At 70.7% G+C, this 23,922-nt stretch carries 25 protein-coding genes; 13 read left to right on the top strand and 12 right to left on the bottom strand.

Annotated features, from left to right (window positions below; all coding sequences use genetic code 11):
- The 3 genes from AB4112_RS14200 to AB4112_RS14210 form a co-directional block, all read left to right on the top strand.
- A partial coding sequence (locus tag AB4112_RS14200; RefSeq protein ID WP_441720514.1) for an ABC transporter permease occupies positions 1-1,250 on the top strand: 1,250 nt, incomplete at its 5' end.
- Positions 1,251-1,252: 2 nt separating this feature from the next.
- Positions 1,253-2,686 (top strand): efflux transporter outer membrane subunit, encoded by a 1,434-nt coding sequence (locus tag AB4112_RS14205; protein ID WP_309794548.1) that lies wholly within the window; start codon positions 1,253-1,255, stop codon positions 2,684-2,686.
- 111 nt (positions 2,687-2,797) lie between these two features.
- Positions 2,798-3,916 (top strand): helix-turn-helix transcriptional regulator, encoded by a 1,119-nt coding sequence (locus AB4112_RS14210; protein WP_309794546.1) that lies wholly within the window; start codon positions 2,798-2,800, stop codon positions 3,914-3,916.
- 10 nt (positions 3,917-3,926) lie between these two features.
- Here AB4112_RS14210 and AB4112_RS14215 read toward each other — a convergent pair whose 3' ends face one another.
- From AB4112_RS14215 to AB4112_RS14225, 3 genes are all read right to left on the bottom strand, one after another.
- Positions 3,927-4,610 (bottom strand): O-methyltransferase, encoded by a 684-nt coding sequence (locus tag AB4112_RS14215; RefSeq protein WP_309794545.1) that lies wholly within the window; start codon positions 4,608-4,610, stop codon positions 3,927-3,929.
- Positions 4,611-4,638: 28 nt separating this feature from the next.
- Positions 4,639-6,102, bottom strand: a complete 1,464-nt coding sequence (gene hydA, locus AB4112_RS14220) for a dihydropyrimidinase (RefSeq protein WP_309794544.1) — start codon at positions 6,100-6,102, stop codon at positions 4,639-4,641.
- 187 nt (positions 6,103-6,289) lie between these two features.
- The gene (locus tag AB4112_RS14225; RefSeq protein ID WP_309794543.1) at positions 6,290-6,895 is read right to left on the bottom strand and encodes a S24 family peptidase; all 606 of its coding nucleotides are present in this window, start codon (positions 6,893-6,895) and stop codon (positions 6,290-6,292) included.
- A gap of 28 nt (positions 6,896-6,923) precedes the next feature.
- Here AB4112_RS14225 and AB4112_RS14230 point away from each other — a divergent pair, with 28 nt between their 5' ends.
- From AB4112_RS14230 to AB4112_RS14240, 3 genes are read left to right on the top strand one after another with little or no spacing between them, the layout of a single operon-like run.
- Complete coding sequence (locus AB4112_RS14230; RefSeq protein ID WP_441720518.1) at positions 6,924-7,490, top strand: hypothetical protein; 567 nt, start codon at positions 6,924-6,926, stop codon at positions 7,488-7,490.
- 12 nt (positions 7,491-7,502) lie between these two features.
- Complete coding sequence (locus tag AB4112_RS14235) at positions 7,503-7,706, top strand: hypothetical protein (protein ID WP_441720520.1); 204 nt, start codon at positions 7,503-7,505, stop codon at positions 7,704-7,706.
- Positions 7,703-8,188: a hypothetical protein gene (locus AB4112_RS14240; RefSeq protein WP_441720522.1), complete on the top strand. Its 486-nt coding sequence runs from the start codon at positions 7,703-7,705 to the stop codon at positions 8,186-8,188. The genes AB4112_RS14235 and AB4112_RS14240 overlap by 4 nt, the downstream gene beginning before the upstream one ends.
- Positions 8,189-8,243: 55 nt before the next feature.
- Here the strand turns inward: AB4112_RS14240 and AB4112_RS14245 are convergent, their stop codons facing one another.
- The 7 genes from AB4112_RS14245 to AB4112_RS14275 form a co-directional block, all read right to left on the bottom strand.
- Entirely contained in the window at positions 8,244-8,558 is a 315-nt protein-coding gene (locus AB4112_RS14245; protein WP_309794539.1) for a hypothetical protein, read from the bottom strand.
- An 85-nt stretch (positions 8,559-8,643) separates the two neighbouring features.
- Positions 8,644-8,871 carry a helix-turn-helix domain-containing protein gene (locus AB4112_RS14250; protein WP_309794538.1) on the bottom strand — a complete coding sequence of 76 codons (228 nt, stop codon included), beginning with the start codon at positions 8,869-8,871 and terminating at the stop codon, positions 8,644-8,646.
- 9 nt (positions 8,872-8,880) lie between these two features.
- A complete protein-coding gene (locus AB4112_RS14255) occupies positions 8,881-9,432 on the bottom strand; it encodes a DUF2975 domain-containing protein (RefSeq protein ID WP_309794536.1) in 552 nt (183 codons plus the stop codon).
- An 89-nt stretch (positions 9,433-9,521) separates the two neighbouring features.
- Positions 9,522-10,361 (bottom strand): inositol monophosphatase family protein, encoded by an 840-nt coding sequence (locus AB4112_RS14260; RefSeq protein ID WP_309794535.1) that lies wholly within the window; start codon positions 10,359-10,361, stop codon positions 9,522-9,524.
- Positions 10,362-10,431: 70 nt separating this feature from the next.
- Positions 10,432-10,902 (bottom strand): VOC family protein, encoded by a 471-nt coding sequence (locus tag AB4112_RS14265; RefSeq protein ID WP_309794534.1) that lies wholly within the window; start codon positions 10,900-10,902, stop codon positions 10,432-10,434.
- A 78-nt stretch (positions 10,903-10,980) separates the two neighbouring features.
- On the bottom strand, positions 10,981-11,727 hold the full coding sequence (locus tag AB4112_RS14270) for an HAD family hydrolase (RefSeq protein WP_309794533.1): 747 nt from the start codon (positions 11,725-11,727) through the stop codon (positions 10,981-10,983).
- Positions 11,724-12,941, bottom strand: a complete 1,218-nt coding sequence (locus AB4112_RS14275) for a Bcr/CflA family efflux MFS transporter (protein WP_309794531.1) — start codon at positions 12,939-12,941, stop codon at positions 11,724-11,726. The genes AB4112_RS14270 and AB4112_RS14275 overlap by 4 nt, the downstream gene beginning before the upstream one ends.
- Before the next feature lie 392 nt (positions 12,942-13,333).
- Here AB4112_RS14275 and AB4112_RS14280 point away from each other — a divergent pair, with 392 nt between their 5' ends.
- Genes AB4112_RS14280 through AB4112_RS14290 form a run of 3 tightly spaced genes read left to right on the top strand, consistent with a single transcriptional unit; the run spans position 13,334 to position 14,778 of the window.
- Positions 13,334-14,071, top strand: coding sequence for a class I SAM-dependent methyltransferase (locus tag AB4112_RS14280; RefSeq protein ID WP_309794530.1), 738 nt, complete (start codon positions 13,334-13,336; stop codon positions 14,069-14,071).
- A 60-nt stretch (positions 14,072-14,131) separates the two neighbouring features.
- Positions 14,132-14,380: a type II toxin-antitoxin system VapB family antitoxin gene (locus AB4112_RS14285; RefSeq protein WP_309794529.1), complete on the top strand. Its 249-nt coding sequence runs from the start codon at positions 14,132-14,134 to the stop codon at positions 14,378-14,380.
- Positions 14,377-14,778 (top strand): type II toxin-antitoxin system VapC family toxin, encoded by a 402-nt coding sequence (locus AB4112_RS14290; protein WP_441720526.1) that lies wholly within the window; start codon positions 14,377-14,379, stop codon positions 14,776-14,778. The genes AB4112_RS14285 and AB4112_RS14290 overlap by 4 nt, the downstream gene beginning before the upstream one ends.
- 51 nt (positions 14,779-14,829) lie before the next feature.
- Here AB4112_RS14290 and AB4112_RS14295 read toward each other — a convergent pair whose 3' ends face one another.
- Positions 14,830-16,524: a DEAD/DEAH box helicase gene (locus AB4112_RS14295; RefSeq protein WP_441720528.1), complete on the bottom strand. Its 1,695-nt coding sequence runs from the start codon at positions 16,522-16,524 to the stop codon at positions 14,830-14,832.
- Between the two features lie 307 nt (positions 16,525-16,831).
- Here AB4112_RS14295 and AB4112_RS14300 point away from each other — a divergent pair, with 307 nt between their 5' ends.
- Entirely contained in the window at positions 16,832-18,118 is a 1,287-nt protein-coding gene (locus AB4112_RS14300; protein WP_441720530.1) for an FAD-dependent oxidoreductase, read from the top strand.
- On the opposite strand, the gene AB4112_RS14305 is transcribed toward AB4112_RS14300, so the two are convergent.
- Positions 18,108-19,145, bottom strand: coding sequence for a LacI family DNA-binding transcriptional regulator (locus AB4112_RS14305; RefSeq protein WP_441720532.1), 1,038 nt, complete (start codon positions 19,143-19,145; stop codon positions 18,108-18,110). The two genes, AB4112_RS14300 and AB4112_RS14305, sit on opposite strands and share 11 nt — an antisense overlap.
- A gap of 160 nt (positions 19,146-19,305) precedes the next feature.
- Here AB4112_RS14305 and AB4112_RS14310 point away from each other — a divergent pair, with 160 nt between their 5' ends.
- The 3 genes from AB4112_RS14310 (at position 19,306) to AB4112_RS14320 (ending at position 23,881) form a co-directional block, all read left to right on the top strand.
- Positions 19,306-21,681, top strand: coding sequence for a CaiB/BaiF CoA transferase family protein (locus AB4112_RS14310; RefSeq protein ID WP_441720534.1), 2,376 nt, complete (start codon positions 19,306-19,308; stop codon positions 21,679-21,681).
- A 2-nt stretch (positions 21,682-21,683) separates the two neighbouring features.
- Positions 21,684-22,499: a hypothetical protein gene (locus tag AB4112_RS14315; protein WP_441720536.1), complete on the top strand. Its 816-nt coding sequence runs from the start codon at positions 21,684-21,686 to the stop codon at positions 22,497-22,499.
- 269 nt (positions 22,500-22,768) lie between these two features.
- Positions 22,769-23,881, top strand: coding sequence for a mandelate racemase/muconate lactonizing enzyme family protein (locus tag AB4112_RS14320; protein ID WP_441720538.1), 1,113 nt, complete (start codon positions 22,769-22,771; stop codon positions 23,879-23,881).
- Positions 23,882-23,922 lie beyond the last annotated feature (41 nt).

A 23,922-nucleotide genomic window follows, 5' to 3' on the forward strand; every position in this document is an offset into this window, starting at 1 on the left:
CGGCCGCCCCGGCCGGGGTGGCGGCGGAGGGCGGCGGCGATGCCGGCGCGCTCGGCGTCGCCGACATGGCCGAGGCGGTGAAGATGGCGCTGCGGGCCCTGCGCGCCAACCTGTTCCGCACCGTGCTGACCCTGCTCGGCATCGTCATCGGGGTCGGCGCCGTCATCGCCATGCTGGCGATCGGCGGCGGGGCGAAGCAGTCGGTGGTCGACCGCATCTCGGCGATGGGCACCGACCTGCTGCTGATACGGCCGGCACAGACCAACAGCCGCACCGCCGACGGCGTGATCGCGACCCTGGTGCCGGAGGATGCGGACGCGCTCGCCGAACTGCCGAACGTCGCCGCGGCGGTGCCGGAGCTGCTGGGCAACGTCACGATGCGCTACGGCAACACCGACTACCAGACCCAGGCCGACGCCACGACCCCATCCTTCACCGTCGCGCGCAACTGGCCGGTGGACCGCGGCGGCTTCATCGCGCCGCGCGACGAGGCCGGCTACGCCCCGGTGATCGTGCTGGGCCAGACCGTGGCGCGGGTGCTGTTCCCGGAGGGCGTCGACCCGATGGGCCGCTACGTCCTGGTCAACAACATCCCGTTCCAGGTGATCGGGCTGATGCAGGCCAAGGGCGCCACCCCCTATGGCGCCGATCAGGACGACGTCGTGTTCATGCCGCTGTCGACCGGCAGCATGCGGGTCTTCGGCAAGCGCTTCGTCCGGTCGATCACGGTGCAGGTCCAGGACACGGCGCGGATCGACGAGACCCAGGCCGCGGTGCAGGCGCTGCTGGAGCAGCGGCACCGCCGCCAGGATGTGCAGATCCGCAACATGTCGTCGCTGCTGGAAACCGTCTCGGCGACCCAGAACACCCTGACCATCCTGCTCGGCTCGGTCGCCGCGATCTCGCTGCTGGTCGGCGGCATCGGGGTGATGAACATCATGCTGGTCAGCGTCACCGAGCGGACACGCGAGATCGGGGTGCGGATGGCGACCGGCGCCCGGATGCGGGACATCCTGCAGCAGTTCATCACCGAATCCGTGGTGGTCTCGGCGATCGGCGGGGCGATCGGTGCCGTCGGCGGCCTCGGGGTCGCGGCGGTGCTGCGCGCCTTCGGCACGCCGATCCTGTTCTCGCCCGGGCCGGTGCTGCTGGCCTTCGGCTGCGCCTTCCTGACCGGCCTGGTGTTCGGCTATATGCCGGCGCGCAAGGCTGCCACGCTCGACCCCGTCGTCGCCCTCTCAGCCGAGTGACCATGCCCTATCGCCTTCATCGCTCCCTCGCGGCGGTCCTGGTCGCGGCGGCGCTCGCCGGCTGCGGCGCGGGCCCGGAAGACCAGCGGCCGGCCCTCGACGTGCCCGGCGGCTGGAAGGCGGAAGGACCGGCCGGCACCTCCTGGCCCGAGACGACGTGGTGGCACAGCTTCGGGTCGCCCCAGCTCGACGCTCTGATCCGCACCGCGCAGCAGAACAACCAGGACATCGGCGCGGCCGCCGCCCGGGTGCTGCAGGCCGACGCCCAGGCGCGGATCGCCGGCGCCCCGCTCTTGCCCACAGTCGAGGGCTCGGGCGGCGCCTCGCACTCGGTGTCGCCGGAGACCCGCAGCAGCACCTTCTCGGGCGGCAGCGTCAGCCGCCGCTCGATCAGCGACCAGTATTCGGCCCAGCTCGCGGTCAGCTACGAACTCGATCTCTGGGGCAAGAACCGGGCGGCACTGCAATCGGCCGAGGCCTCGGCCCTGGCCAGCCGCTATGATCGCGACACCGTTGCCCTGACCGTCACCTCCGGCGCCGCCACCACCTACATCCAGATCCTGGAGCTGCAGGACCGGCTGGCCATCGCCCGGGACAACCTGGCCAACGCCCAGCAGGTGCTGGCCGTGGTCCAGGCGCGGGTGACCGCCGGCGCCGCCTCGGCCCTGGACCTCGCCCAGCAGCGCACCGTGGTGGCGCAGCAGAAATCCGCGATCCCGCCGCTGGAGCAGCAGCGCCAGCAGTCGGAGACCGCGCTGGCCCTGCTGCTGGGCGAGCCGCCGGAGCGGCTGTCGCTGGCGCGCCAGTCGCTCGACGATCTCAAGATCCCGGTGGTGGCGGCCGGCCTGCCGTCCTCGCTGCTGGACCGGCGGCCGGACATCCAGAACGCCGATGCGCAGCTGGCCGCCTCCCGGGCCAATGTGAAGGAGGCGCGGGCGGCGCTGTTCCCCTCGATCCAGCTGACCGGCCAGGGCGGGTTCCAGAGCGCCGCGCTCGGCACCCTGTTCAACTCGGCCAGTACTCTCTACAGCCTCGCCGCTTCGCTGACCCAGCCGATCTTCGAGGGCGGCAGCCTGCGCGGCGCGATCCAGCTGACCCAGGCCCAGTACCAGGAGCTGGCGCAGACCTATGTGAAGACCGTGCTGGCCGCCTTCGGCGACGTCGAGAACGCCCTGATCGCCCTGCGCCAGTCCGGCCTGCTGTACCAGGCGCAGCAGGAGGTGCTGGCACAGTCGCGCGAGGCCTTCCGCCTCTCCGACGCCCAGTACCGGGCCGGGGCGGTCGACCTCCTCACCGTCCTGACGGCGCAGCAGAGCTACTTCTCCGCCCGCGACCAGCTGGTGCAGGCCAAGTCGGACCGGCTGCAGGCGGTGGTGGCGCTGTACAAGGCGCTGGGCGGCGGCTGGTCGGTCGGCTCGGTCAAGGCCGGAAGCTGACGGGACGTGGGCCCCGCTCACCCGAACGGGGTATGCGGGGCTGCCCGAAATCGGTCACTCTCCCGCCGGATGCTGCGGCTCCAAGGTGCGGGGCTTGCGAAGGGGACCGGTTTGACTGGGAGTGATCGCGCCGGCGTTCTGATCGACCGCGTCTATGCGGCGCTGGTCGGAGAGATCGGCTGGGAGCAGTTCCTGCAGGAGGTCGCGACCTGCCTGCCAAACGGCAAGGCGTCGCTGTTCTTCCACGATGCCGACAGCGGTTTCGGTGCGTTGTCGCTGAGCGCCGGCTTCTCGGCCGACGCCGTCACCGCCTATGGCCGCCACTTTAGCCGGGTGAACCCCTGGATGCAGGCCGCGGCGCGACGCCCGGTGGGGCTGGCCGTGCGGTCGGAGCAGATGCTGCCGCGCGACGCGCTGCTGCGGACCGAGTTCCATGCCGACTTCCTGCGCCCGAACGGGCTGGGCACCGCCGTCGGGGTCACCATCCACAGGGAAGACGACTGCAACTTCATGCTGAGCGTCCTGGGCGCGGAGGCCGATGACGCCACCGTCGATGCCGCGCGGGCCGTGCTGGGGCAGCTGGTGCCGCATCTGCGCCGGGTCTTCACCTACTACCGTAAGTCGCCGCAGGCGGGCGCCGCCGTGCATGGCGGCATCTCGGTGCTCGACCTGCTCGGCATCGGCGTGATCCTGGTCTCGGCGGACCGCCGGATCCGCCATTGCAACCCGCCGGCCGAGGCGATGATCGCCAAGGGCGATGCGGTGGGCGAGGATGGCGAGGGCCGGCTGCGCTTCCACGCGCCCGACGCCACCGCGGCGCTGGAGCGGGCGCTGGGCGCGATCCAGCTGGGCATCCCGCGCGGCGTCCTCGACACCCAGCTGCTGCCGCGCGACGGCGGCCGCCAGCCGATGCGGGCCCGGGTCGTGCAGCTCGACCCGTCATCGCCGCAGGTGTTCTTCTCCGGCGCCGCGGCGCTGATCCTGATCGAGGATCCGTCGGTCTCCACGGCGGGGGCGCGGATCGACAGCGCCCGCGCCGTCTACGGCCTGACCGCGGCCGAGCTGCGGGTGGCGCGCCGGCTGATCGAGGGGCTGACCCTCACCGAGATCGCGGCGGTCGACGGCGTCTCGCCCCTGACCGTGCGCAGCCAGCTGAAGAGCATCTTCGCCAAGACCGACACCCGCCGCCAGGCCGAGGTGGTGCGCAAGCTGTCGGCCGGCGTTCTGTAGGGCAGGGGCGTCAGGTCTCGCCAGCGGTCCGCTTGCGGGCCAGGATCAAGCCGTCGCCGACCGGAAGCAGCGACAGGTCGACGCGCGGGTCGTCGCGCAGCATCGTGTTGGTCCGGCGGATCGCCTCGGTGCCGGCCGACCGGTCGGTGGGATCGGCGACCTGGCCGTGCCACAGCACATTGTCGACCAGCAGCAGCCCGCCCGGCCGCAGCAGCCCGATCGCGGCCTCGCAATAGGCGGGATAATTCGGCTTGTCGGCATCGACGAAGATCATGTCGACCGTGCCGGACCAGCCGTCCCGCACCAAACCCGCCAGCGTGTCCAGGGCCGGCGCCAGGCGCAGCTCGATCCGCTCCGCCAGCCCGGCCTCGGCCCAATAACGGCGGGCGATCGACGTCCACTCCGCATTGACGTCGCAGCACAGCAGGCGCGCCTCGGCCGGCAAGGCCAGCATCACCGCCAGCGCGCTGTAGCCGGTGAAGGTGCCGACCTCGATCAGCCGCCGGGCGCCGACCAGGCGGGCCAGCAGGGCCATCAGCTGGCCCTGTTCCGGCGCGATCTGCATGCCGGCATGGGCGCCGACGGCGCGCTGCGTCTCCTGGCGCAGCCGGGCCAGGATGGGCGCCTCACGCAGCGAGGCATCGAGCAGATAGCCGTGCAGCGCGTCGCTCAGGCCGATGGTGCGCGGGCTCATGCGCCGGGGTTCCTTTCGCCGTGATCGATCATGGCGTCACATGCACGCTGGGGTCGCGCTTGACCGGGGTGGGGCGGGTCAGCTCGTTGCGGATCTTCATCGCCTCGAACACCGGGGCGGTGCCCTGGCGTGGCACGAAGCGGCCCTCGCCGCGCTGCACCTTCAGCTCGTTGCCTTCCCACACCACCTTGCCCTGGCTGATGGTGATGGCGGGCAGGCCGCGCAGCGCCATGCCCTCGAACACGTTGACCTCGATGTTGGAATGCTGGGTCGCGGCGCTGACCGTCTTGGTCGCGGCCGGGTCCCAGATCACGATATCGGCATCGGCGCCGGGCGCGATCACGCCCTTCTGCGGGTAGATGTTGAAGGCCTTGGCGGCGTTGGCCGAGGTGACGGCGACGAACTCGTTCGGCGTCAGCCGGCCGGTGTTGACGCCGTTGGTCCACAGCACCGCCATGCGGTCCTCGATGCCGCCGGTGCCATTCGGGATCAGGGTGAAGTCATCGATCCCCATCCGCTTCTGCGCGGTGTTGAAGGCGCAATGGTCGGTGGCGACCACCTGCAGGCTGCCGGCGGTCAGCCCGTCCCACAGCGACTTCTGGTGGTCCTTCGACCGGAAGGGCGGGCTCATCACCCGCGCGGCGGCATAGGCCCAGTCCTTGTTGCGGTATTCGCCCTCGTCCAGGGTCAGGTGCTGGATCAGCGATTCGCCATAGACCCGCTGGCCGTTGGCTCGGGCCCGGGCGATCGCCTCATGCGCCTCGCGGCACGAGGTGTGGACGATGTAGAGCGGCACCCCGGCGGCGCCGGCGATCATGATGGCGCGGTTGGCGGCCTCGCCCTCGACCTCGGGCGGGCGTGACAGGGCGTGGCCCTCCGGCCCGGTGATGCCGGCCTCCAGCAGTGCCTTCTGCAGCAGCCAGACGATGTCGCCGTTCTCGGCATGGACCATCGGCAGGGCGCCAAGCTCGCGGCAGCGGCTGAAGCTGTGCATCAGCACGTCGTCATCGACCATCAGGGCGTTCTTGTACGCCATGAAGTGCTTGAAGCTGTTGACGCCGTGGTCGGCGACCAGCGTGCCCATCTCCTCCCGCACCTGGTCGGACCACCAGGTGATGGCGACGTGCAGCGACCAGTCGGCGCAGGCCTTCTCGCCCCATTCGCGCCATTGGCGATAGCCGTCCAGCAGGCTCTGCTGCGGCCCGGGGATGCAGAAGTCGATGATCATGGTGGTGCCGCCGGCCAGCGCCGCGGCGGTGCCGGTGTAGTAGTCGTCCGACGCCACCGTGCCCATGAACGGGAACTGCATGTGGGTGTGGGGGTCGATGCCGCCCGGCAGCAGGAAGCTGCCCGAGGCGTCGATCACCCGGGCGCCGGTCGGGGCCGCCAGGTCGGGGCCCACCGCGACGATCCTGCCGTCGTCGCAGATCACGTCGGCGCGGAAGCTGCGGTCGGCATTCACCACCGTACCGCCCTTGAGTGCGATCGTCATGGCCGGCGTTCTCCTTCTTGTCGCGTGCCTGTCCCTGTCGCCGAAGATTGGGACGGATCGGGCAATGAGGCAAGGCCGATCCTGACCGTTTGGTCAGGGTGGCCGGCGAGGTCGCGAGAGGAGATGACGTTACATTACGTAACTATTCTATCGTATACGATGCGAATCGTATCACAGACGGGCAGTCTCAGTCCCGCATGACCCATTTCACCGGCACGGCCCATTCCACCACGACGTCGGAGATCAGCGGCGCGTTGTAGCTGAACAGGGTGAAGAAGCCGGGGCCGTTGCCGCGCATCAGGATCTTGACGAAGGTCCGGCCGTCGGCCAGCCGGATGACGCATTCCCGGCCGATCAGCTGGTCCGGTTCGGCGCGGACGTTGCGGTAGTAGATGACGTCGCGGTCGCGGAAGGCCGGCACCATCGAATCGCCGCGGACGATCACCGCGACGGTGTGCTCGTCGGCCGCCGGCGGCGCGTCCGCCTCGTCGATCTGCTCGGAGGAAAGGTCGCCGTCGAACAGGTGGACCTCCGCCCCGGCGCCGACATAGCCGACCACCGGCACGGTCGAGCGGATGCCGGCCGGGGCGCCCTGGCCGGTCAGCAGCCAGGCCTCGGACACGCCGAAGGCGGCGGCGTAGCGGGCGGCGGCGTCGCGGCGCAGGCCGCGCAGGCCGGATTCATGCGCGCGATAGGTGATCGGGCTCCAGCCGAAGGCGCGCGCCGCATCCGCCGCGGTCTCGTGTCCGGCCTTCGTCCGCGCCAGCACCAGGCGTTCATGAGGTTCGAGCATGCCGGGGATTTAGCACGTTTTGTATCGCATGGACAATTCGTTTCGTATTGCATTAAGAGATTACGAAACGTATCGTCAGCCCATGGACACGCCCATCACCGATTTCGACGCTCTCTTCGACTGCTGGGAACGGCCCGCCCGCCTGGCCGCCGATCTCGGCATCTCGCCCCAGCACCTCCGGATGATCCGGGTCCGCCGGTCCATCCCGGTGCGGTTCTGGCCCGGGCTGATCGCCGGCGCCAAACGGCGCGGGATCGCGGGGCTCAGCTACGACCTGCTGGTCCGGCTGCACGTCCCCGACGAATTCGCCGACCCGCCATCCACCAACCTTTCATCCCGAGGAGACTCCATGACCCATCATCCCACCATCGACCAGATCGAGAGCATGCCGACCGCGGAGATCGCGGCGCTGCCGGCGGAGGCGTTGGCGGCGCTGGTCGAGGACCTGATCGTCCTCGCCGAACGCTGCCGAGCGATCCGGGGGGCTGTCTTTGCCGCCCTGGCCCTGCGCCATGGCGACCCGGCCGAAATGCCGCTCGCCGCCGACGCCGCGCCCGGTCTCGCCGTGGTGCGGCCGCACCCCAGAGCCGCCTGATTGGAGGGGATGATGAGGGACCTTCGCAGCAGCCTGGCGCGCCACATGCCGCGCTCGCCGGCCGAGGCCGAACAACTGCACCGGATGCGGGCCGCGGTCTGGCACGGCCAGGGCATCGCCGTGCTCCGTCCGGACGATGTGGGCGACGACTGGATCCGCCAGGCGATCGTGAACGAGGCGGACCGGCTCTACGGCAAGCGGAAGGAAGAGGCATGAGGGCGGCGAAGCGGCATGCCGCTCGCCGGGCGCCCGAGGATCACGGGTCGCCGGAGCGGACACGCCAGGCCCAGGGTCTGGTGCTGGAACCACTGGCGGGCCCGCGACAGGGCCCGGCCCCGGCCTGCCGCGCCCGGGCGCGGATCGAATGCCGGCTCGACCAGCTTCGCGGCCAGGGGCTGGTGACGACGCAGCAGGCGGAGGCGGGGCTGCGCTTCCGCCGGCATCATCTGGCGGCGGGCCGCCAGCCGAAGGTGACGATGAGCTATGGCCCGCGGGGCGACCGCATCTGGCAGGACCAGGCAGAGCCGGGTCCGGACGAGATCGCGGTCGATGAGGCGCTGGGGCTGCTGGCGCCCGATGGGCGCCGGGCGGTGCTGCAGGTCTGCTGCCTTGACGGCGAGCCTCCGGCCGAGATCGTGGTGCTCCACCGCGCGCTCGACCGGCTCGCCAAGCATTGGGGCGTGCCGGCCGATGCGTGAGGGTCGAGTCCGGGAAGGCACTGCCGATCGCCAGCAGCGCCTTCCACGCGTCCGATCAGGCGCCGCAGCGGGTCTTGTGCGGCTGGTCGACGGCGGTGACCTCCGACTTGAACTGGCGCACATTCGACGAGGTCATGCCCAGCATGCCCTGGCAGACCTCGTAGATGCCGCCCAGCGACTTCATCTGCTCGATCAGCTGGGTTTCGGTGCGGCAGATGTCGGCGGCCCGCGCCCCAGTGGCCTGCTGGTTGGAAAGCTGCTGCTGCAGCACCGCGATGTCGGCTTTCTTCGCGTCGACATCCTGCGGACAATCGGCCAGGGCCGGGCCAGCCATCAGGGCGACGACGGCCACGATCAGGAAACGGGTCATGAGATCCTCCAAACGCTTGCACTCCCGCAGGGAACGAGGCGGTGCGGCGGCTGGTTCCACCCGGGCGCCATCGGGCCACGGCCGGTCAGGCGTCCGGCGGCTCCCCATCACCGGGCTCGTTCTCGAGCAGGTCGCCCGGCTGGCAGTCGAGGATGTCGCAGATCTTGGCCAGCGTCTCGAAGCGGATGCCGCGGACCTTGCCGGTGCGCAGCAGCGACAGGTTCGATTCGGTGATCCCGACCCGGGCGGCGAGGTCCTTCGACCGCATCTTGCGGCGGGCCAGCATGACGTCGAGGGTCACCCGGATCGGCATGCCGGGTCCTCAGATGATGGCGGCGTTGTCTTCGGCGATGGCCTCCGCCTCCCGCATCACCTGGGCGATGCCGAGGATCACGAAGCCGAGGACGACCAGCCAGAGCTGGTCGGTGCCCAGCGACACCGCGACGTCGTCGGTCGCACCGGCGGCGTACAGCACGGCCGACAGCAGGGTCGAGCCGATCGGCTGGACACAGGCCGAGGCCAGGATGCCGAAGGCGATGCGCCGCAGGGCGACCGTCGCCGCCGGGGTGAACAGCGACCCCCGCGCGTAGTCGCGGAACAGCCGCCGCGCCGCCCAGATCGCGAACAGCCGGGGCCCCGACCCCAGCAGCAGGATCGCGAAGGCGGCCAGCGTCCAGCCGAAGGGCAGGGGGCTGCGCGTGGCCTCCAGATCCGCCACCCAGGGATGGCCCATCACGGCCGTGGGAAAGGCGAAGGTATAGACCGCGATCGCCGTCGGCAGCAGGATGAGGATTCCGGTCAGCAGCCAGGCGATGCGGGCGCTGTAGCGGCGCAGCCTGGCGGTGCGGGCAGCCTCGGTGGGTGCGAAGGTCATCATGGCTCCCGGCGCATCGCTCAGCGATACCAGTTTCTGTAAGACAGAAACTAATTGCCGTAAAGGAGAGACTCGCTGCCCCAAGGCGATCAGGCCGACGCTGTCGACTCCAAGAGCGTTTCGGCCACCGTCGCCCAAACCGCCGGGCTGCGGGCCACCAGCAGGCCGGGGAGATCCCCGCGGGGACGATAGGGCGCGCCGTCGAGTCGGGCGGTGCGGCCGCCGGCCTCCTCCAGGAACAGGGCGCCGGGCGCGTGGTCCCAGGGCAGGCCGCGCCAGAACAGGACGAAATCCTGCTCGCCGGTCGCGATGTCAGGATAGTCGCGGCCGGAACAGCGCCAGCCCGGCAGGATCGCGGCAAGCCGCCCGGACCGCGCCTCGATCTGCGCCTTGAGCGGCGGCGGCAGGAAGCGGGTCAGCACTGCGCCGCGCAGGGTGCCGGCCTCGGCCGGATCCTGCGGCGTCCGGATGCGTGCGCCGTCCAGGAAGGCGCCGCCGCCACGGACCGCCACCGCCAGCCGGTCGGCGACGGGATCGAGCATCCAGGCGGCGACTGTCTCCCGGCCTTCGACCAACGCGACCATCACCGCGAAGGGCTCGTTGCCGGCGGCGAAATTGGCAGTGCCATCCAGCGGGTCGACCAGCCAGGTCGGGGCGTCGCCGGCATGGAAGGCGGGCAGCAGGCCCGGGTCGGCGGCGGCCGCCTCCTCGCCCAGCACCAGCACACCCGGCCGCAGTGCGCTGAGGCCGTGGGTCAGGATCGCCTCGGCCTCGCGGTCGGCGATGGTGACGATCTCGCCGGGCGACTTCTCCTCCGCCTCGCCTTCGGCCAGGGCGCGGAAGCGCGGCAGGATCGCCTCCCGGGCGGCGTGGCGCAGCAATTCCGCCACCCGGTCGATCAGGGCGGCGTCGATCGGAAGGACGGGCATGGGCGGGCCTTTCGCAACGGGTCCAGGCCCTGTGCCGGACCCGCCCGGCCTGGGCAAGCCCGAACTCGGGCTATGCCGGGCCGGCCAGTGCTGCCGCGCGCCGCCGCATCTCGTCCGGCGGCACGTCCTCGACATGGGTGGCGATGGTCCAGACATGGCCGAAGGGGTCGATGACGGTGCCGGACCGGTCGCCGTAGAACTGGTCGGCGACCGGGCGCGACAGCGTGGCGCCGGCGGCGACGGCGCGCTCGACCACGGCATCGACATCCCCGACATAAAGCATCAGCGACACCGGCGTGCCGCCGACGGCCTCGGGGCCGGAATAGCCCATCTCCGGCATCTCGTCGGCCAGCATCAGCAGGCTGCCGCCGATCAGCAGCTCGGCATGGCCGATCGCGCCGCCCGGCGCGTCCATCCGCATGCGCTCGGCGGCGCCGAAGGCGACCTGGTAGAACTCGATCGCCGCGGCGGCATTGCGGATGATGAGATAGGGGGTGAGGGTCGGATACCCCTCGGGAACCGGCTTCACCTTGGCGGCCATCGGTCTCCTCCCTGGTTCTGTATCGGCGCTGGTCGGTCGCACCGCTCAAGGCATCATACAGGAGGAGGGGCCTCGGTGTTATGCCTCGCCGCCGATCGGCCCGGGCATCAGCTCGGCCAACGCCCGGATGATGCGGTCCGGCCGGATGACGGATCCCGGCGGCAGCCCTTCGCCGGCCACGTCGTGCCAGATCGCATGGATGCCCAGGCGCTGCGGCGCGGCCACCTCCCACTCCAGATTGTCGCCGACCATCCAGGTCTCGTCTGGGGTCGTCCCCAGCACCTGCAGGGCGTGGCGATAGGCCCGCTCGTCGGGCTTGCCGAAGCCGTGCTCGCCCTCGATCTGGATATGGTCGAACCGGTGGCCCAGGTCGAAGCGCGCGATCTTGGCGCGCTGGCCCTCGGCCGAGCCGTTGGTGACCAGGGCCAGGCGCACGCCGCGCGCCTTCAGCGCGTCCACCAGCGCATGGGCGTCCGGGAACAGGTGCATCTGTTCGTCGCGATAGGCGGTGAAGCGGTCGGCGAGCCGGTGGACGACATCGGCCGGCGGCACCGGGCGGCCCAAGGCGGCGAGGCCGTCGAAGGCGCCGGCCACGATCACGCGCCGGGCCTCGCCGATCCGCTGGCGCCAGATCCGGTGGCGCTCGGCATCGGCCCAGAAGTCGCGGGCATAGGCGCCGACCGCGGCGGCGATCTCGGCGGCGGCCAGCGGGGCCAGCACCTCCGCGAATTCGGCGGTGACGGTCAGCCATGCCACCTCCGGCCGGCCATAGGCGGAGATCAGCGTGTCGTCGAGGTCGAACAGGATGGCGCGTGGCAACATCATGACGGGTCCGCCGGTCCAGGGATTGCAGGGTTCGGCTTGAGCCGGTTCAGCCGGATGGCCGCGGCCGCCGCCAGCAGGCCGATGAAGGAGGACAGCAGCATCAGCCCGAGCAGGAGCATAGGCGATGGCGTGCCGGACAGCGCAAGCCCCGTCAGCGTCGTCGTCAGCGCGCCGCCCAGGACGGTCAGCGCACCGGTGATGCCGGCCGCGCTTCCGGCCAGCCGCGGGCGCACCGACATCGCCCCGGCGTTGCTGTTCGGCGTCGTCATGCCGTTGCCCAGCCCGACGAAGATGGTGCATCCGAAATACAGGGCCGGCGTCAGATAGCCCATGGCGATGATCGCGAGGCCGACGAGCAGGCCCAAGCAGGCCAGCATCCGCCCCATCAGCATGACCGTTGCCGGCGGATGCCGGCCGACCAGACGGCTTCCCAGCCAGGCGCCGGCCATGAAGCCGGCGGTGATGCTGCCGACGATCGCCCCCAGCTTTGCCGTGCCGATCCCGAAGACGCGGGTGGCGACCAGGGGCGCCCCGGCCAGGAAGATGTAGAAGGCGCCGGTCGAGAAGGCCGTGCACAGCGCGTAACACCAGAACACCGGCTCCCGCAGCAGCGCGGTCAGGCGGGTGCCGTCCTGTCCTGCGTCAGCCGGCGGCCGCATGGTTTCGCCCACATCCGACCAGGCCAGGCACAACAGCCCCGCTCCGGCTGTGGCATAGAGCAGGAAGACCATGCGCCATCCGAAGGCCGCGTCCAGGACGCTGCCCAACATCGGCCCCAGCATCGGGGCCAGCGCCATCGCCATGCCGATGCGGCCCAGCAGCCGCGCGGCCTCAGCCTCCTCGGCGGTGTCGCGGACGATCGCGAGCGACAGGACGGAGCCTGAAACCACGGCCGCCTGCAGCATCCGGAACCCCAGCAGCATCCACACGGTCTGGGCCATCGCGCAGCCAAGCGATGCCAGGGTGAAGATCCCCAGCGCCGCCAGCAGCACCGGACGCCGGCCGATGCGGTCGGCAAGCGGGCCGACGCTGAGCTGGACCACGGCCGAAACGGTGAGGTACCCGCCGAGGGCAAGGCTGACCAGGGCGTAATCGGCCTCCAGATCCCGCGCGATATTGGCCAGCGACGGTACGATCATGTTCAGCGTCACCGTCGAGGTGGCGGTCATCAGGATCAGTGTCGCCAGGGCCGGCGGGGCGCTTGCCTTGCGCATCGGTTTCTAAGCCCCCAGAAAACAAAAAAGCCCCCGAACGGCGGTTCGGGGGCGCATGGCGAACGGAGATGGCTTCCGTTACCGGACCATGCACCTTTCGCCTACGACTGCGTAATTTGATCGAAGCATCCGCTGTCTCCTGCGCAACAAACCTATTATCCGACGGCCTTGTTGCGCAAGAGGTGTTCGGGCGTCCGCATGGCCGCCATCGGTCACGGTCCCGACCTTGGCGACCGGGAACCGGCAGCCGTCACCGACGGCCATGCCCCTGAGGTAAACGATTTGTTCATTGCGGCAACGGCCAGAGGGGGCTTTACTTGGTGCCGGCGCGTCATGCCCGAATGAAACTCCACAACTTCACTCGGAAACTCGGTTTCGCAGGGCGGCGCGGAATGATCCAAGACACGCACTACACCGATCCGCGGCTGGCGGCGCTGTACGACGCGCTGAATCCCCCGGGCGCGGACACCGATTTCTATCTCGGTCTGGCCGATGGCGCGCCGAAGCGGGTGCTCGATCTCGGCTGTGGCACCGGGCAGCTCGCCGCCGCCTTGGCCGGGCAGGGGCATGCGGTCACCGGCGTGGACCCGGCGGCGGCCATGCTGGAGATCGGGCGCCGCCAGCCCGACGGCGGGCGGGTGGACTGGGTCGAGGGCGATGCCCGCTGCGTCGCGCTCGACCAAAGGTTCGACCTCGTCATCATGACCGGCCATGCCTTCCAGGTCTTCCTGGCCGACACGGATGTCCGGGCGGTCCTGGCCAATGCCCGGCGCCATCTGGCGCCCGATGGCCGCTTCGCCTTCGAGACGCGGAACCCGGCGGCCCGGGCCTGGGAGGGCTGGACGCCCGAGGCCACACGCCGCCATGTCACCCTCGCCGGCATCGGCGCGGTCGAGATCCACATCAGGGTGACATCCGTGGCCGGCGACGTTGTCGGCTTCGAGACGCATCACCGCTTCATGGCGGACGGCGCGCTGCGGATCAGCCGCAGCCGGCTGCGCTTCCTGGACCAGGCGGCGCTGGCCGGTCGCCTGGCGGAAGCCGGGTTCGGCCAGGTGCGCTGGGCAGGCGACTGGGACGGGTCGCCCATCACGCCGCACAGCCGCGAGATCATCGCGGTGGCGGGATAGGATGCCATCTTCGCTGGAGTATGGTAGAAAATCGAACGGCATTCTACCATCTGGATCGTCATGCATCTGAACATCAAGAATGACGAGGCCCATCGGCTGGCGTCCGAACTGGCGCGGCTGACAGGCGAGAACCTGACCTCGGCGGTCACGACGGCGTTGCGGGAGACGCTGGAACGGGAACGCCGGCGACGCGGCGGCGTGGCCGACCGGCTGATGGAGATCGGCCGGCGCTACGCGGCGCTGCCGGATCGCGACACTCGAAGCGCGGATGAGATCATCGGCTATGACGAGAACGGACTGCCGAGGTGATCGTCATCGATACTTCGGCGATCGTCGCGATCTTCCGCCAGGAGGATGACGCGGCATGGCATGCGCAGCGGATCGGGGAGGACGATCAGCCGGTGATGTCGGCGGCCAATCTGCTCGAGGTCTCGATCGTGCTGCGGGGATTGAAGCAGCTCTCCGCCGATGAGGCCGAACGCTGGCTGGACAGCTTCATCCAGACGGCCGCGATCCGGATCGAACCCGTGACGCTGGAACAGGTCGACATCGCCCGATCGGCGCATGGCCACTTCGGCAAGGGCACCGGGCATCCCGCCGGGCTCAACTACGGCGATTGCTTTGCCTATGCGCTGGCAAAGCGGCTGGCCGCGCCCCTGCTGTTCAAGGGAGATGATTTCCGGCGGACCGACATCGTCCCGGTTTGACCCGGAAGGACATCGGTCTTTTCGGAGCCGGGGCGTCAGCCCGGCCGCGGCTCAGCCGACGGCGGGTTTCGCCCGGGGAGGGCCGGCGCGCTTCGGGGCGGGGCGGCCGCCGGCGCGCTCTTCCTCGATGCGGATGTGCCGGTCCTGCGTGTCCGGCCGCCGGATCGAGGAGGAGAAGCGGCCGGCGGCGTGGCGGGCGATCTCGACCCGGCACTGCCGTTCGGCGATCTCGATGCGGCCGATCTCGGCCTTGGTGATGTGGCCGCGGCGGCACAGGAAGGGCACCAGCCAGCGCGGATCGGCATTGTTGGCGCGGCCGACATTCATGCGGAACCACACCGAACCGTCGCCGCCACCGCCGGCCTCCGACGGGCCGTCATTCGCCGGGCGGGGTTGCCGGCGCTCGGTCGACCGGGCCGGCGCCTGGGAGCGTTCGGGCTGCGGGGTCAGTTCTTCGGGCGAGGGCAGGAGGCTGCGATGCAGGCGCACCAGGGCGACGGCGACATCCTCGGCGCTGCGGTCCGCCAGCAGCGCGCGGGCGCCGACCAGATCATCCTCGGTCGCCGGCTCGGTCAGCAGGGTCTCGGACGCCAGCCGGGCCTGGTCGCGGTTGCGGATCTCCTCGGCCGAGGGCGGCGGCGTCCAGGTCGCCTCGATCCGCGCGGTGTTCAGCAGCCGTTCGGCCTGGTAGCGGCGGTTGTAGGGCACCAGCACGACGCTGACGCCCTTGCGCCCGGCCCGGCCGGTGCGGCCGCTGCGGTGCTGCAGCACCTGCGCGTCATGCGGCAGCTCGGCATGCACCACGAGGCCGAGATCGGGCAGGTCGAGGCCGCGGGCGGCGACGTCGGTGGCGACGCAGACCCGGGCCCGCCCGTCGCGCAGCGACTGCAGCGCCCGGTTGCGCTCGAGCTGGCTCAGCTCACCGGACAGCGCCACCACGGCGAAGCCACGCTCGAGCAGGTTGCCCTGCAGGCGGCGGACGGCCTCGCGGGTGGCGCAGAACACGATGGCGCCGTTCGCCTCGAAGAAGCGGAGGATGTTGACGATGGCGCGCTCCGCCTCATGCGGTGCGACCGGCATGGCGCGGTATTCGATGTCGCGGTGCGGCTCGTCGCGCGACGACATGGCGATGCGCAGCGCGTCCTTCTGGTAGCGCCGGGCGAGGCCGGTGATCTCCTTCGGCAGCGTGGCCGAGAACAGCAGGGTCCGGCGCTCGGTCGGCGCGGCGTCGAGGATGGCCTCGAGGTCCTCGCGGAAGCCGAGGTCGAGCATCTCGTCGGCCTCGTCCAGCACCACGGCGCGGATGGCGGAAAGGTCGAGCTGGCCACGCTCGATGTGGTCGCGCAGGCGGCCGGGGGTGCCGACGACGATGTGGCAGCCGGCGGACAGCAGGCGCTGCTCACGCCGCGCGTCCATGCCGCCGACGCAGGCCAGCACGCGGGCGCCGGCGGCCTGGTACAGCCATTCCAGCTCACGCTGGACCTGCAGCGCCAGCTCGCGGGTCGGCGCGATCACCAGCGCGAGGGGCGCCCGTCCGGGGCCCATGCGCTCGGCATCACCCAGCAGGGTGGAGCCGAGGGCCAGGCCGTAGGCCACGGTCTTGCCGGAGCCGGTCTGGGCGGAGACCAGCAGGTCGCGCTCGGCGCTGTCGGGCAGCAGCACGGCGGCCTGGACCGGCGTCGGTTCGGCGTAGCCGCGCTCGGACAGGGCGCGGAGAAGACTGGCGGGGGCGGGGGAAAATGGCATGTCGCGCGTGACCCTTAAAGTTCGAGCCGTGCTGACACTGCTCCTGATTGAGGGAAATCCAGACTCTCTTTCCATCGCGGTCGGGCGGCCATCGCTTCGGCGCGGGCCAGCCTGACGCCCGAGATCACTGGATCGTCGCGCGCATCGATACGCGACAAGGCCTTTCGGCACAAGCGCCCGGCGTCGTTCCGGGTGCGACCTTCTCGACATTTTCGACCGATCAACCCACCGGCATGGAGGATGACATGGCGGATTCGATCCGTTGGTTCAACGGCAGCGGCCGGTTCGGCCCGTCCCGGGTGCGGCCATGACCCGGCTCTTCGACGCCGTCATCTACGGCGCCACCATGGCCGGCATCGTCGCGGCCAAACGGCTCGCCAAGGCCGGCCACACCAGCGTGATCCTGGAATGGACCAGCCATGTCGGCGGCATGGTCGCCGGCGGGCCCGGCCTGACCGACAGGACCCTCGCGGCGGTGTGGAAATGGGGGCTGACCCACGACTTCTTCAAGCTGATCGGCGCCCAGTACGGCCTGGCCGGCCCGCAATGGAATTTCGCCGCGTCGGAGGCCGGGATTGCCCTGACCGGGTTCCTGCACGCCGATCCGCACATCACCATCCTGACCGGGCAGCGGCTGCTGCGCGTGGCCAAGGACCCCGCCACGCTGGAGATCACCGAGGTCACGACGGCGGCCGGCAGCTTCGCCGGCAAGGTCTTCCTCGACTGCTCCTACGAGGGCGACCTGGCCGCCATGTCCGGTGTGACCATGATCTCTGGCGGCGAGGGCGACGCCGGGGCCCAGGCCTGCAGTTTCCGGCCGATGCTGTCGAAGGCGATCCATCGGCGGCCTTGGCCGAGACCGCCGGGCTATCGCCGCGAGGATTTCCTGCCCTATCTGCCGGCCCTGCGGCGCCGCCCGATCGCCCCGGCGGAGTACCGCACCCACCTGGTCGGGGCCGACCGGGACCGCTACGCCACCACCGGCGGCGATGTTGTCGGGCAGTCCCGGGACTATCCCTGGCAGGACTATGGCGGCCGCGATCGCATCAAGGCCCGGATCTTCTACTGGGCGGCCGGGCGGCTGTACTTCCAAGCGAACGACCCCGCCGTGCCGCCGGACGACCAGATCTTCGCCCGCTCGCTCGGCCTCTGCGCCGACGAGTTCCAGGACGACTGGTACGGCGTGCCGGGCTGGCCGCCGGCGCTGCATGTCCGTGACGCCCGCCGCATCGTCGGCCGCCATGTCACCAGCGACATCGAGCTGGCCACGAACGCCCAGGCCGAGCCGGATCCGATCGCGCTGGGCGGTTGCCATGGTGACGACGAGGGCGGCATCGGCAGGTTCTTCCAGGTCCCGCTGCGCGCGGTGCTGCCTCGGGCGGGCGAGGTGACCAACCTGATCGTGCCGGTGGCGGCCTCGGTCTCGCGTGCCGGCTCCATGTCGTGCCGGATGGAGCCGACCTGGATGGTGGTGGCGCAAAGCTGCGGCGCCCTGGCCGCGATCGCGATCGCCAGCGGCCGGCCCGCGGGGCTGGTGCCCTATGCCGAGCTGCGCCCGCGGCTCGACGCCGACGGCGCCATCCTCAGTTGGTGACAGGGGGAATGGTGTTCTCCGCGCCCGCAGTGGTCTTGCGGACGACCAGCTCCCCCGGCAGCAGATGGATGCTGGTCTCGGCCGGTTCCGCCTTGCCGGTCACCAGCTGGACCGTCCGCTCGACCATCGCGTCGAGCGGCTGGCGGAAGGTGGTCAGCGAATAGCGCGGCCAGCTGGCCATGGCGATGTCGTCGAAGCCGGCGACCGCGACATCGTCGGGCACGGACAGGCCGGCCTCGTCGCGCAACGCATCGACGCCGCCGATCGCCAGGATGTCGTTGGCGAAGAAGATCGCCTCGGGGCGGCCGGTGCGGGCCACCTCGAGCGCCGAGCGGTAGCCGGCCTCGTAGCTGTACTCGCCGCCGGCGACGGAGGCGGAGAGGGTCATGCCCAGTTCCGCCAGCCGGGCGATAAAGGCGTGCTGGCGCTCCAGATTGGCGCTGGCATGCGGCACGCCGGCGACGAAGGCGACCCGGTGGCGGCCGAGCGCGTGGAAATGGTCTGCGATGGCACGGGCGCCATCGGCGTTGTTGCAGCAGACGCTGCTCAGGCCCGAATCCGGTACCGTGCGGTTGATCATGATCGTGGTGCGGCCCTCGGTCGCCCAGCTCAGCGCCGCGCCGGAGAGGGGGGCGGCCGAGACGATGACGACGGCGTCGACATTGTACTGCCGCAGGGCCGCCAGCTGCTGCTTGATGTCGGCGCCTGGGGTCAGGTTGAACAGCAGGCTCTGCTGCCCGACCTGCTGCAGGCCGCGCGACAGCTTCTCGATCAGCACCGGGTAGAACGGGTTCTGCATCGCCGAGACGACGATGCCGACGATATTGCTGCGTCGCTTCGACAGGGTGCTGGCGATGGCGTTGGGGCTGTAGCCCATGCTGTCCGCCATCGTCAGGATGCGCCGGCGCATCTCGCTCGAGATCGAGGCGCCGGGCGTGTAGGCGCGCGAGACCGCGGACTGGCTGACGCCGATCAGCCGGGCCAGCTGGCGCGCGGTGATCGGTTTGCGCAGGTCATTGGAGCTCACGGTCGCTTCCCCTAGCAGTCGCCCGCTTCAGCCATAGCATGGGTGCCGGCGGAATCCCGCTCGGCCGTCATCACCTCCAGCAGTATGCGGAGGTGTTGCATACGGATGCAAGGCTCGGTATCGTCCCGGTCAAAGAGAGAACCGGGGAGGCGGCGTCGCCATGTCTGCGCTGACCGGGTTGACCATCGTCGACCTGTCCGAAACCGTCGGCGGCCAATACTGCGCCAGGCTGCTGGCCGATTTCGGCGCCGAGGTCGTGCTGGTCGAGCCGCCGGAGGGCTCGGCCCTTCGCCGCATGCCGCCCTTCAGCGAGGCGGGCGACCGCGAATCCCTGCTGTTCTTCCACCTCAACACCGGCAAACGTTCGGTCAGTCTCGATCCGGGCAGCGCCGCGGGGCGCGCGGCGCTGGACAGGCTGCTGCGCGGTGCCGATGTCGCGATCCTGCCGCCGGGATCCGAGCCGCAGGACGTGCTGGGCCTCAATCCGCGCTGCATCGTCGCGGTGATCAGCCCCTTCGGCGCCGATGGGCCGCTCGCCACCTGGAAGGGGCCGGAGATCGTGCTGCAGGCCCTGTCGGGCATGATGCACAACAACGGTGCCCATGGGCGCGAGCCGCTCTATGGCTGCGGCCGCCGCGCCTCCTTCGCCGCCGGCATCGCCGCCTATGTCGGCATTGCCGCGGCCCTGTTCGCGCGCGAACGCACCGGGCTGGGGCAGGCCGTCACGGTGGACGAGGCCGAGACCGCCGCGGCGATGTGCTTCCCCTATGTGCTGCAGCATATCTACAACGGCACGGTGAAGGGCCGGGGCGACCCGAACATCCCGGCCGGCCAGGTGCGCTGCCGCGACGGCTGGGTCTGCATCTGGATCTACAACCACCGTTGGAGCGCGGTCTGCCGGGCGCTCGGCCTCGAGCACATCGAGCGGGACGAGCGCTTCTGCGCCCCGGTTCTGCGCCGCGCCCATTGGGCGGCGCTGTTCGGGATCATCCAGGACAAGGTCGCGGACCTTCGCGCCGAGGATCTGGTCGCCACGCTGCAGCGGGAAGAGGTGATTGCCGCCAAGGCCTATCGCCCGACCGAGCTGCACGACAATGCCCATCTCGCCGCGCGGGGCTATTGGGAGACGGCGGAGGGGCGGCTGATCCTCGGGCCGCCATTCCGGCTGGGCGGCACGCCGCGCCGGGTACGCTCCGGCGCGCCGCGTCTCGGCGCCGATAACGGCAGGATGCCGGTGATGACGACCCCGCGGCCGGGGACAGGCTCCATCGCCGCCGGACCCGGCCCCCTGGCGGGCTTGCGCGTGCTCGAGCTGACCACAGCCTGGGCCGGGCCGATGGCGGGCCGGGTGCTGGGCTTCCTCGGGGCCGAGCCGATCCATGTCGAATCCCCGACCCGGGTCAATTCCTGGCGCCTCAACAAGGAGGTGCCGAATCCGGTCAACTTCCCGGACGGCGTCCCCGGCGACCGGCCCTATGACCGCGCCTTCCACTTCAACTCGCAGAACGTCAACAAGCTGTCCTGCATCCTCGACCTGAAGACGGGGGAGGGGCGCGACATCGTCCGGCGCCTGGCTGCGGTCAGCGACGTGGTGATCTGCAACTTCCGGCCCGGCACGCTGGCCAAGCTGGGGCTCGACCATGACAGCCTGCGCCGGATCAAGCGGGACATCATCGTGGCCGAACTGCCGGCCTTCGGCGCCGAAGGGCCGATGTCGCGCTACGCCGCGCTAGGCCCGACCATGGAGATGTCGACCGGCATGTCCAGCATGATCGGCTATCCCGGCGGCCAGCCCGAAACCACCGGCCCGTCCTATCTCGATCCGATCGGCGGGTTCAACGCCGCCGCCGCGATCCTGACGGCGCTGCTGCACCGGCAGCGCACCGGCGAGGGCCAGTATATCGAGATCCCGCAGGTCGAAGCCGCGATGCAGCTGATCGGGCCGGAACTGCTGGCGGCGATCGAATCCGGCCGGGATCCCGCGCCGAACGGCAACCGGTCGCCCCATGCCGCCCCGCATGACGCCTTCCCGGCGCGCGGCGACGACCAGTGGGTGGTGATCGCGGCCGAGACCGAGGCGGAATGGCAGGCCCTGTGCGGCGTGATGGGGCAGGCCGGCCTTGCCGCCGATCCGCGCTTCGCCACGCTCGCGGCGCGGCAGCGGAACATCGAGGCGCTGACCGCGATCATCGCCGACTGGACCCGCGGCCAGGACAAGCACGCGGTCGCGGCCCGGCTGCAGGCGGCCGGCATTCCCGCCGCGCCGGTGCAGACCCCGCACGACCTGGCACGCAGCGAGTACCTGGCGCATCGCGGCTTCTTCACGATGCTGGATCACCCCGATGCCGGCCGCCATCCGCATCCCGGGCTGCCGATCCATCTCGACGCCACGCCGGGCGGCCAGCGCCGGGCGGCGCCGCGCTTCGGCGCCGACAACCGCCGCGTGCTGCGCGACATCCTCGGTTTGACGCCGGAGGAGATCGCGGCGGTCGAGGCCAGCGGCGCGATGTCGACCGAACCCCGGCCGGGAGCCTGACCATGGCCAGCTTCCAGGGCTTTCCTCGCACGTTGCGCATCCCGATCCATCTCGACGACGACCCCGGCTATCGCGGATCGGTGCATGACGACGCGGTGGCGCGCCGCATGGGGTTCCGCGCGGCACTGATCCCCGGGGCCTTCGTCTACGGCCATGTCAGCCGCGTCGCGGTCGACGCCTGGGGTGTCGACTGGGTCCGGCGTGGCCGCATGGGCGCGCGGTTCCGCCGGCCGGTGCATGACGGCGACACGCTGGCCGCCGAGGTCTCGGGCCTGGTGGACGCCGGCTCCGGGCAGCGCGCAGACGTGACCCTGCGCAACCAGGAGGGCGAGGAGGTGGCGACCGGCTGGGTGGCGATGCCGCGGCAGGATCCCGTGCCGCCGCGGATCGAGGACTGTCCGGTCCTGCCATTGCCGGAGCCGCCGCATGCTGTGCAGCCGGGCGGCATAATGGTCGGGACGCGCCTCGGCTCGCGCAACGCGGTGCTGACCGAGGAGGAGTTCCGCCGGTCGCTCGCCGCCTTCGACGAGCACCATCCGCTCTATCGCGACGGCGGGCTGGTCCATTCCGGCTGCCTGATCCGGCGGACGATGTTCGACGCCAACCGCAGCTTCCGCTTCCCGGCGCCTGTGGTGTTCGTGTCCGGCGAGGCCCAGCATTTCGCGCCGGTGTCCCCCGGCCAGCGCCTCGCCACCTCCGGCACCGTGACCGCGGTCTACGAGCGCAACGGCCGGCACTACTTCGAGACCGAGGAGATCCTGGTGGTCGACGGCGCCCGGGTGGCAGCACGATTCCGCCGGACCTCGATCTATGCGTAGCGGGCCGGTGCAGCCGTATTGCATACGGATGCAAAAAGAGTAAGGTAGGGCAAATGCTCGGCAGGATGCAGCGGCCCCGAATGCCGCCACCAGCCGGTTCCAGGGAGGCTCGCGTGACGATCGAACCCTTCGCGACACGCCATGTCCGTCCGCCATCGCCCGACCGGCGATGCCGAGGGGACGACATCCGCATTCCCTAGGCCTGCCCATCCTCACAGCCGTGCCCGCCCATGCGGGCCGGAGAACCAACACGACGCGGGAGCGAAACCGTGGCCCCAAGCGCCAGCATCAGATCGGTCGAAGCCTTCCAGGTCAGCTGGCAGCCCGGTGACCCGCCCGGCCGGCGCAGCGCCCTGGTGCGGATCACCACGGAGGATGGCGTCGTCGGCTGGGGCGAGGCCTCGCCGATGCAGGGTGGGCTGCACTCGATCGGCATCATCGAGCGCGACCTGGCGCCGGGGCTGGTCGGCGCCGATGCCTTCGACACCGCGGTGCTGTACGACCGGCAGCTCCACCGCAACATCAAGCTGGGGCCGGAAGGGGCGCTGACCGGCGCGCTGGCGGCGGTCGACATCGCGCTGTGGGACATCAAGGGCAAGACGCTGGGCCTGCCGGTGCACAAGCTGCTGGGCGGCGCCTGGCGCAGCGAGGTGCCGTTCTACGCCTCGATCGGCGGCAACGCCGCGCGCACGGTGGACGAGACGGTGCGGGTGGTCGAGGCGCGCTGGCGGCGCGAGACGCCGGCGGCGATCAAGATCCGCCGCGACGGCGACCGCTCGCTGCTCGACCTCGATATCCCCGGCGACATCGCCAAGGCCAGGGCCGTGCGCCAGCTGGTCGGCGACGGCTTCCCCTTGGCCTTCGATGCCAACAACGGCTACTCGGTCGGCGGCGCCATGCGAGTCGGCCGCGCGCTCGAGGAGCTCGGCTATATTTGGTTCGAGGAGCCGGTGCAGCACTACGACGTGCGCGGCATGGGCGAGGTGGCGCAGCGGCTCGACATCACCGTCTCGGCGGCGGAGCAGACCTACACGCTGCAGGCGTTGGTCGACATGATCCATGCCGGGGTGCGCATGGTGCAGCCCGACATCGTCAAGATGGGCGGCATCACCGGGCTGATGCAATGCGCCGCGATCTGCCACGCCCATGGGGTCGAGCTGGTGCCCCACCAAACCCAGCCGACCATCGGCCATGTCGCCAACCTGCATGTGCTGGCGGCGCTGATGCAACTGACCAAGCCGGCGGAATACGCCGACGCGGCCGGCCGGATGGATGTCGGCTTCAAGAATCCGCCCCGGCCGGCGGACGGCCGCTTCGCGGTGCCGCAGGGGCCGGGGCTCGGGCTCGAGGTCGACGAGGCGGAAATCAACAAGCGGCGCTGAAAGCGGTACGCGCGGGCGCCGACAAGCGACAGGGGAGACGG

It is taken from the genome of Inquilinus sp. 2KB_23, from assembly GCF_052115705.1.
In the GTDB taxonomy this organism is placed as follows: domain Bacteria; phylum Pseudomonadota; class Alphaproteobacteria; order DSM-16000; family Inquilinaceae; genus Inquilinus; species Inquilinus ginsengisoli_A.

Bases quoted from the DNA above. Each gene is read 5' to 3' on its own strand.
- AB4112_RS14205 (WP_309794548.1), top strand. From the start codon at position 1,253: ATGCCCTATCGCCTTCATCGCTCCCTCGCGGCGGTCCTGGTCGCGGCG.
- AB4112_RS14215 (WP_309794545.1), bottom strand. From the start codon at position 4,610: ATGAGCCCGCGCACCATCGGCCTGAGCGACGCGCTGCACGGCTATCTG.
- hydA (WP_309794544.1), bottom strand. From the start codon at position 6,102: ATGACGATCGCACTCAAGGGCGGTACGGTGGTGAATGCCGACCGCAGC.
- AB4112_RS14225 (WP_309794543.1), bottom strand. From the start codon at position 6,895: ATGCTCGAACCTCATGAACGCCTGGTGCTGGCGCGGACGAAGGCCGGA.
- AB4112_RS14230 (WP_441720518.1), top strand. From the start codon at position 6,924: ATGGACAATTCGTTTCGTATTGCATTAAGAGATTACGAAACGTATCGT.
- AB4112_RS14235 (WP_441720520.1), top strand. From the start codon at position 7,503: ATGAGGGACCTTCGCAGCAGCCTGGCGCGCCACATGCCGCGCTCGCCG.
- AB4112_RS14240 (WP_441720522.1), top strand. From the start codon at position 7,703: ATGAGGGCGGCGAAGCGGCATGCCGCTCGCCGGGCGCCCGAGGATCAC.
- AB4112_RS14245 (WP_309794539.1), bottom strand. From the start codon at position 8,558: ATGACCCGTTTCCTGATCGTGGCCGTCGTCGCCCTGATGGCTGGCCCG.
- AB4112_RS14250 (WP_309794538.1), bottom strand. From the start codon at position 8,871: ATGCCGATCCGGGTGACCCTCGACGTCATGCTGGCCCGCCGCAAGATG.
- AB4112_RS14255 (WP_309794536.1), bottom strand. From the start codon at position 9,432: ATGACCTTCGCACCCACCGAGGCTGCCCGCACCGCCAGGCTGCGCCGC.
- AB4112_RS14260 (WP_309794535.1), bottom strand. From the start codon at position 10,361: ATGCCCGTCCTTCCGATCGACGCCGCCCTGATCGACCGGGTGGCGGAA.
- AB4112_RS14265 (WP_309794534.1), bottom strand. From the start codon at position 10,902: ATGGCCGCCAAGGTGAAGCCGGTTCCCGAGGGGTATCCGACCCTCACC.
- AB4112_RS14270 (WP_309794533.1), bottom strand. From the start codon at position 11,727: ATGATGTTGCCACGCGCCATCCTGTTCGACCTCGACGACACGCTGATC.
- AB4112_RS14275 (WP_309794531.1), bottom strand. From the start codon at position 12,941: ATGCGCAAGGCAAGCGCCCCGCCGGCCCTGGCGACACTGATCCTGATG.
- AB4112_RS14280 (WP_309794530.1), top strand. From the start codon at position 13,334: ATGATCCAAGACACGCACTACACCGATCCGCGGCTGGCGGCGCTGTAC.
- AB4112_RS14285 (WP_309794529.1), top strand. From the start codon at position 14,132: ATGCATCTGAACATCAAGAATGACGAGGCCCATCGGCTGGCGTCCGAA.
- AB4112_RS14295 (WP_441720528.1), bottom strand. From the start codon at position 16,524: ATGCCATTTTCCCCCGCCCCCGCCAGTCTTCTCCGCGCCCTGTCCGAG.
- AB4112_RS14300 (WP_441720530.1), top strand. From the start codon at position 16,832: ATGACCCGGCTCTTCGACGCCGTCATCTACGGCGCCACCATGGCCGGC.
- AB4112_RS14310 (WP_441720534.1), top strand. From the start codon at position 19,306: ATGTCTGCGCTGACCGGGTTGACCATCGTCGACCTGTCCGAAACCGTC.
- AB4112_RS14315 (WP_441720536.1), top strand. From the start codon at position 21,684: ATGGCCAGCTTCCAGGGCTTTCCTCGCACGTTGCGCATCCCGATCCAT.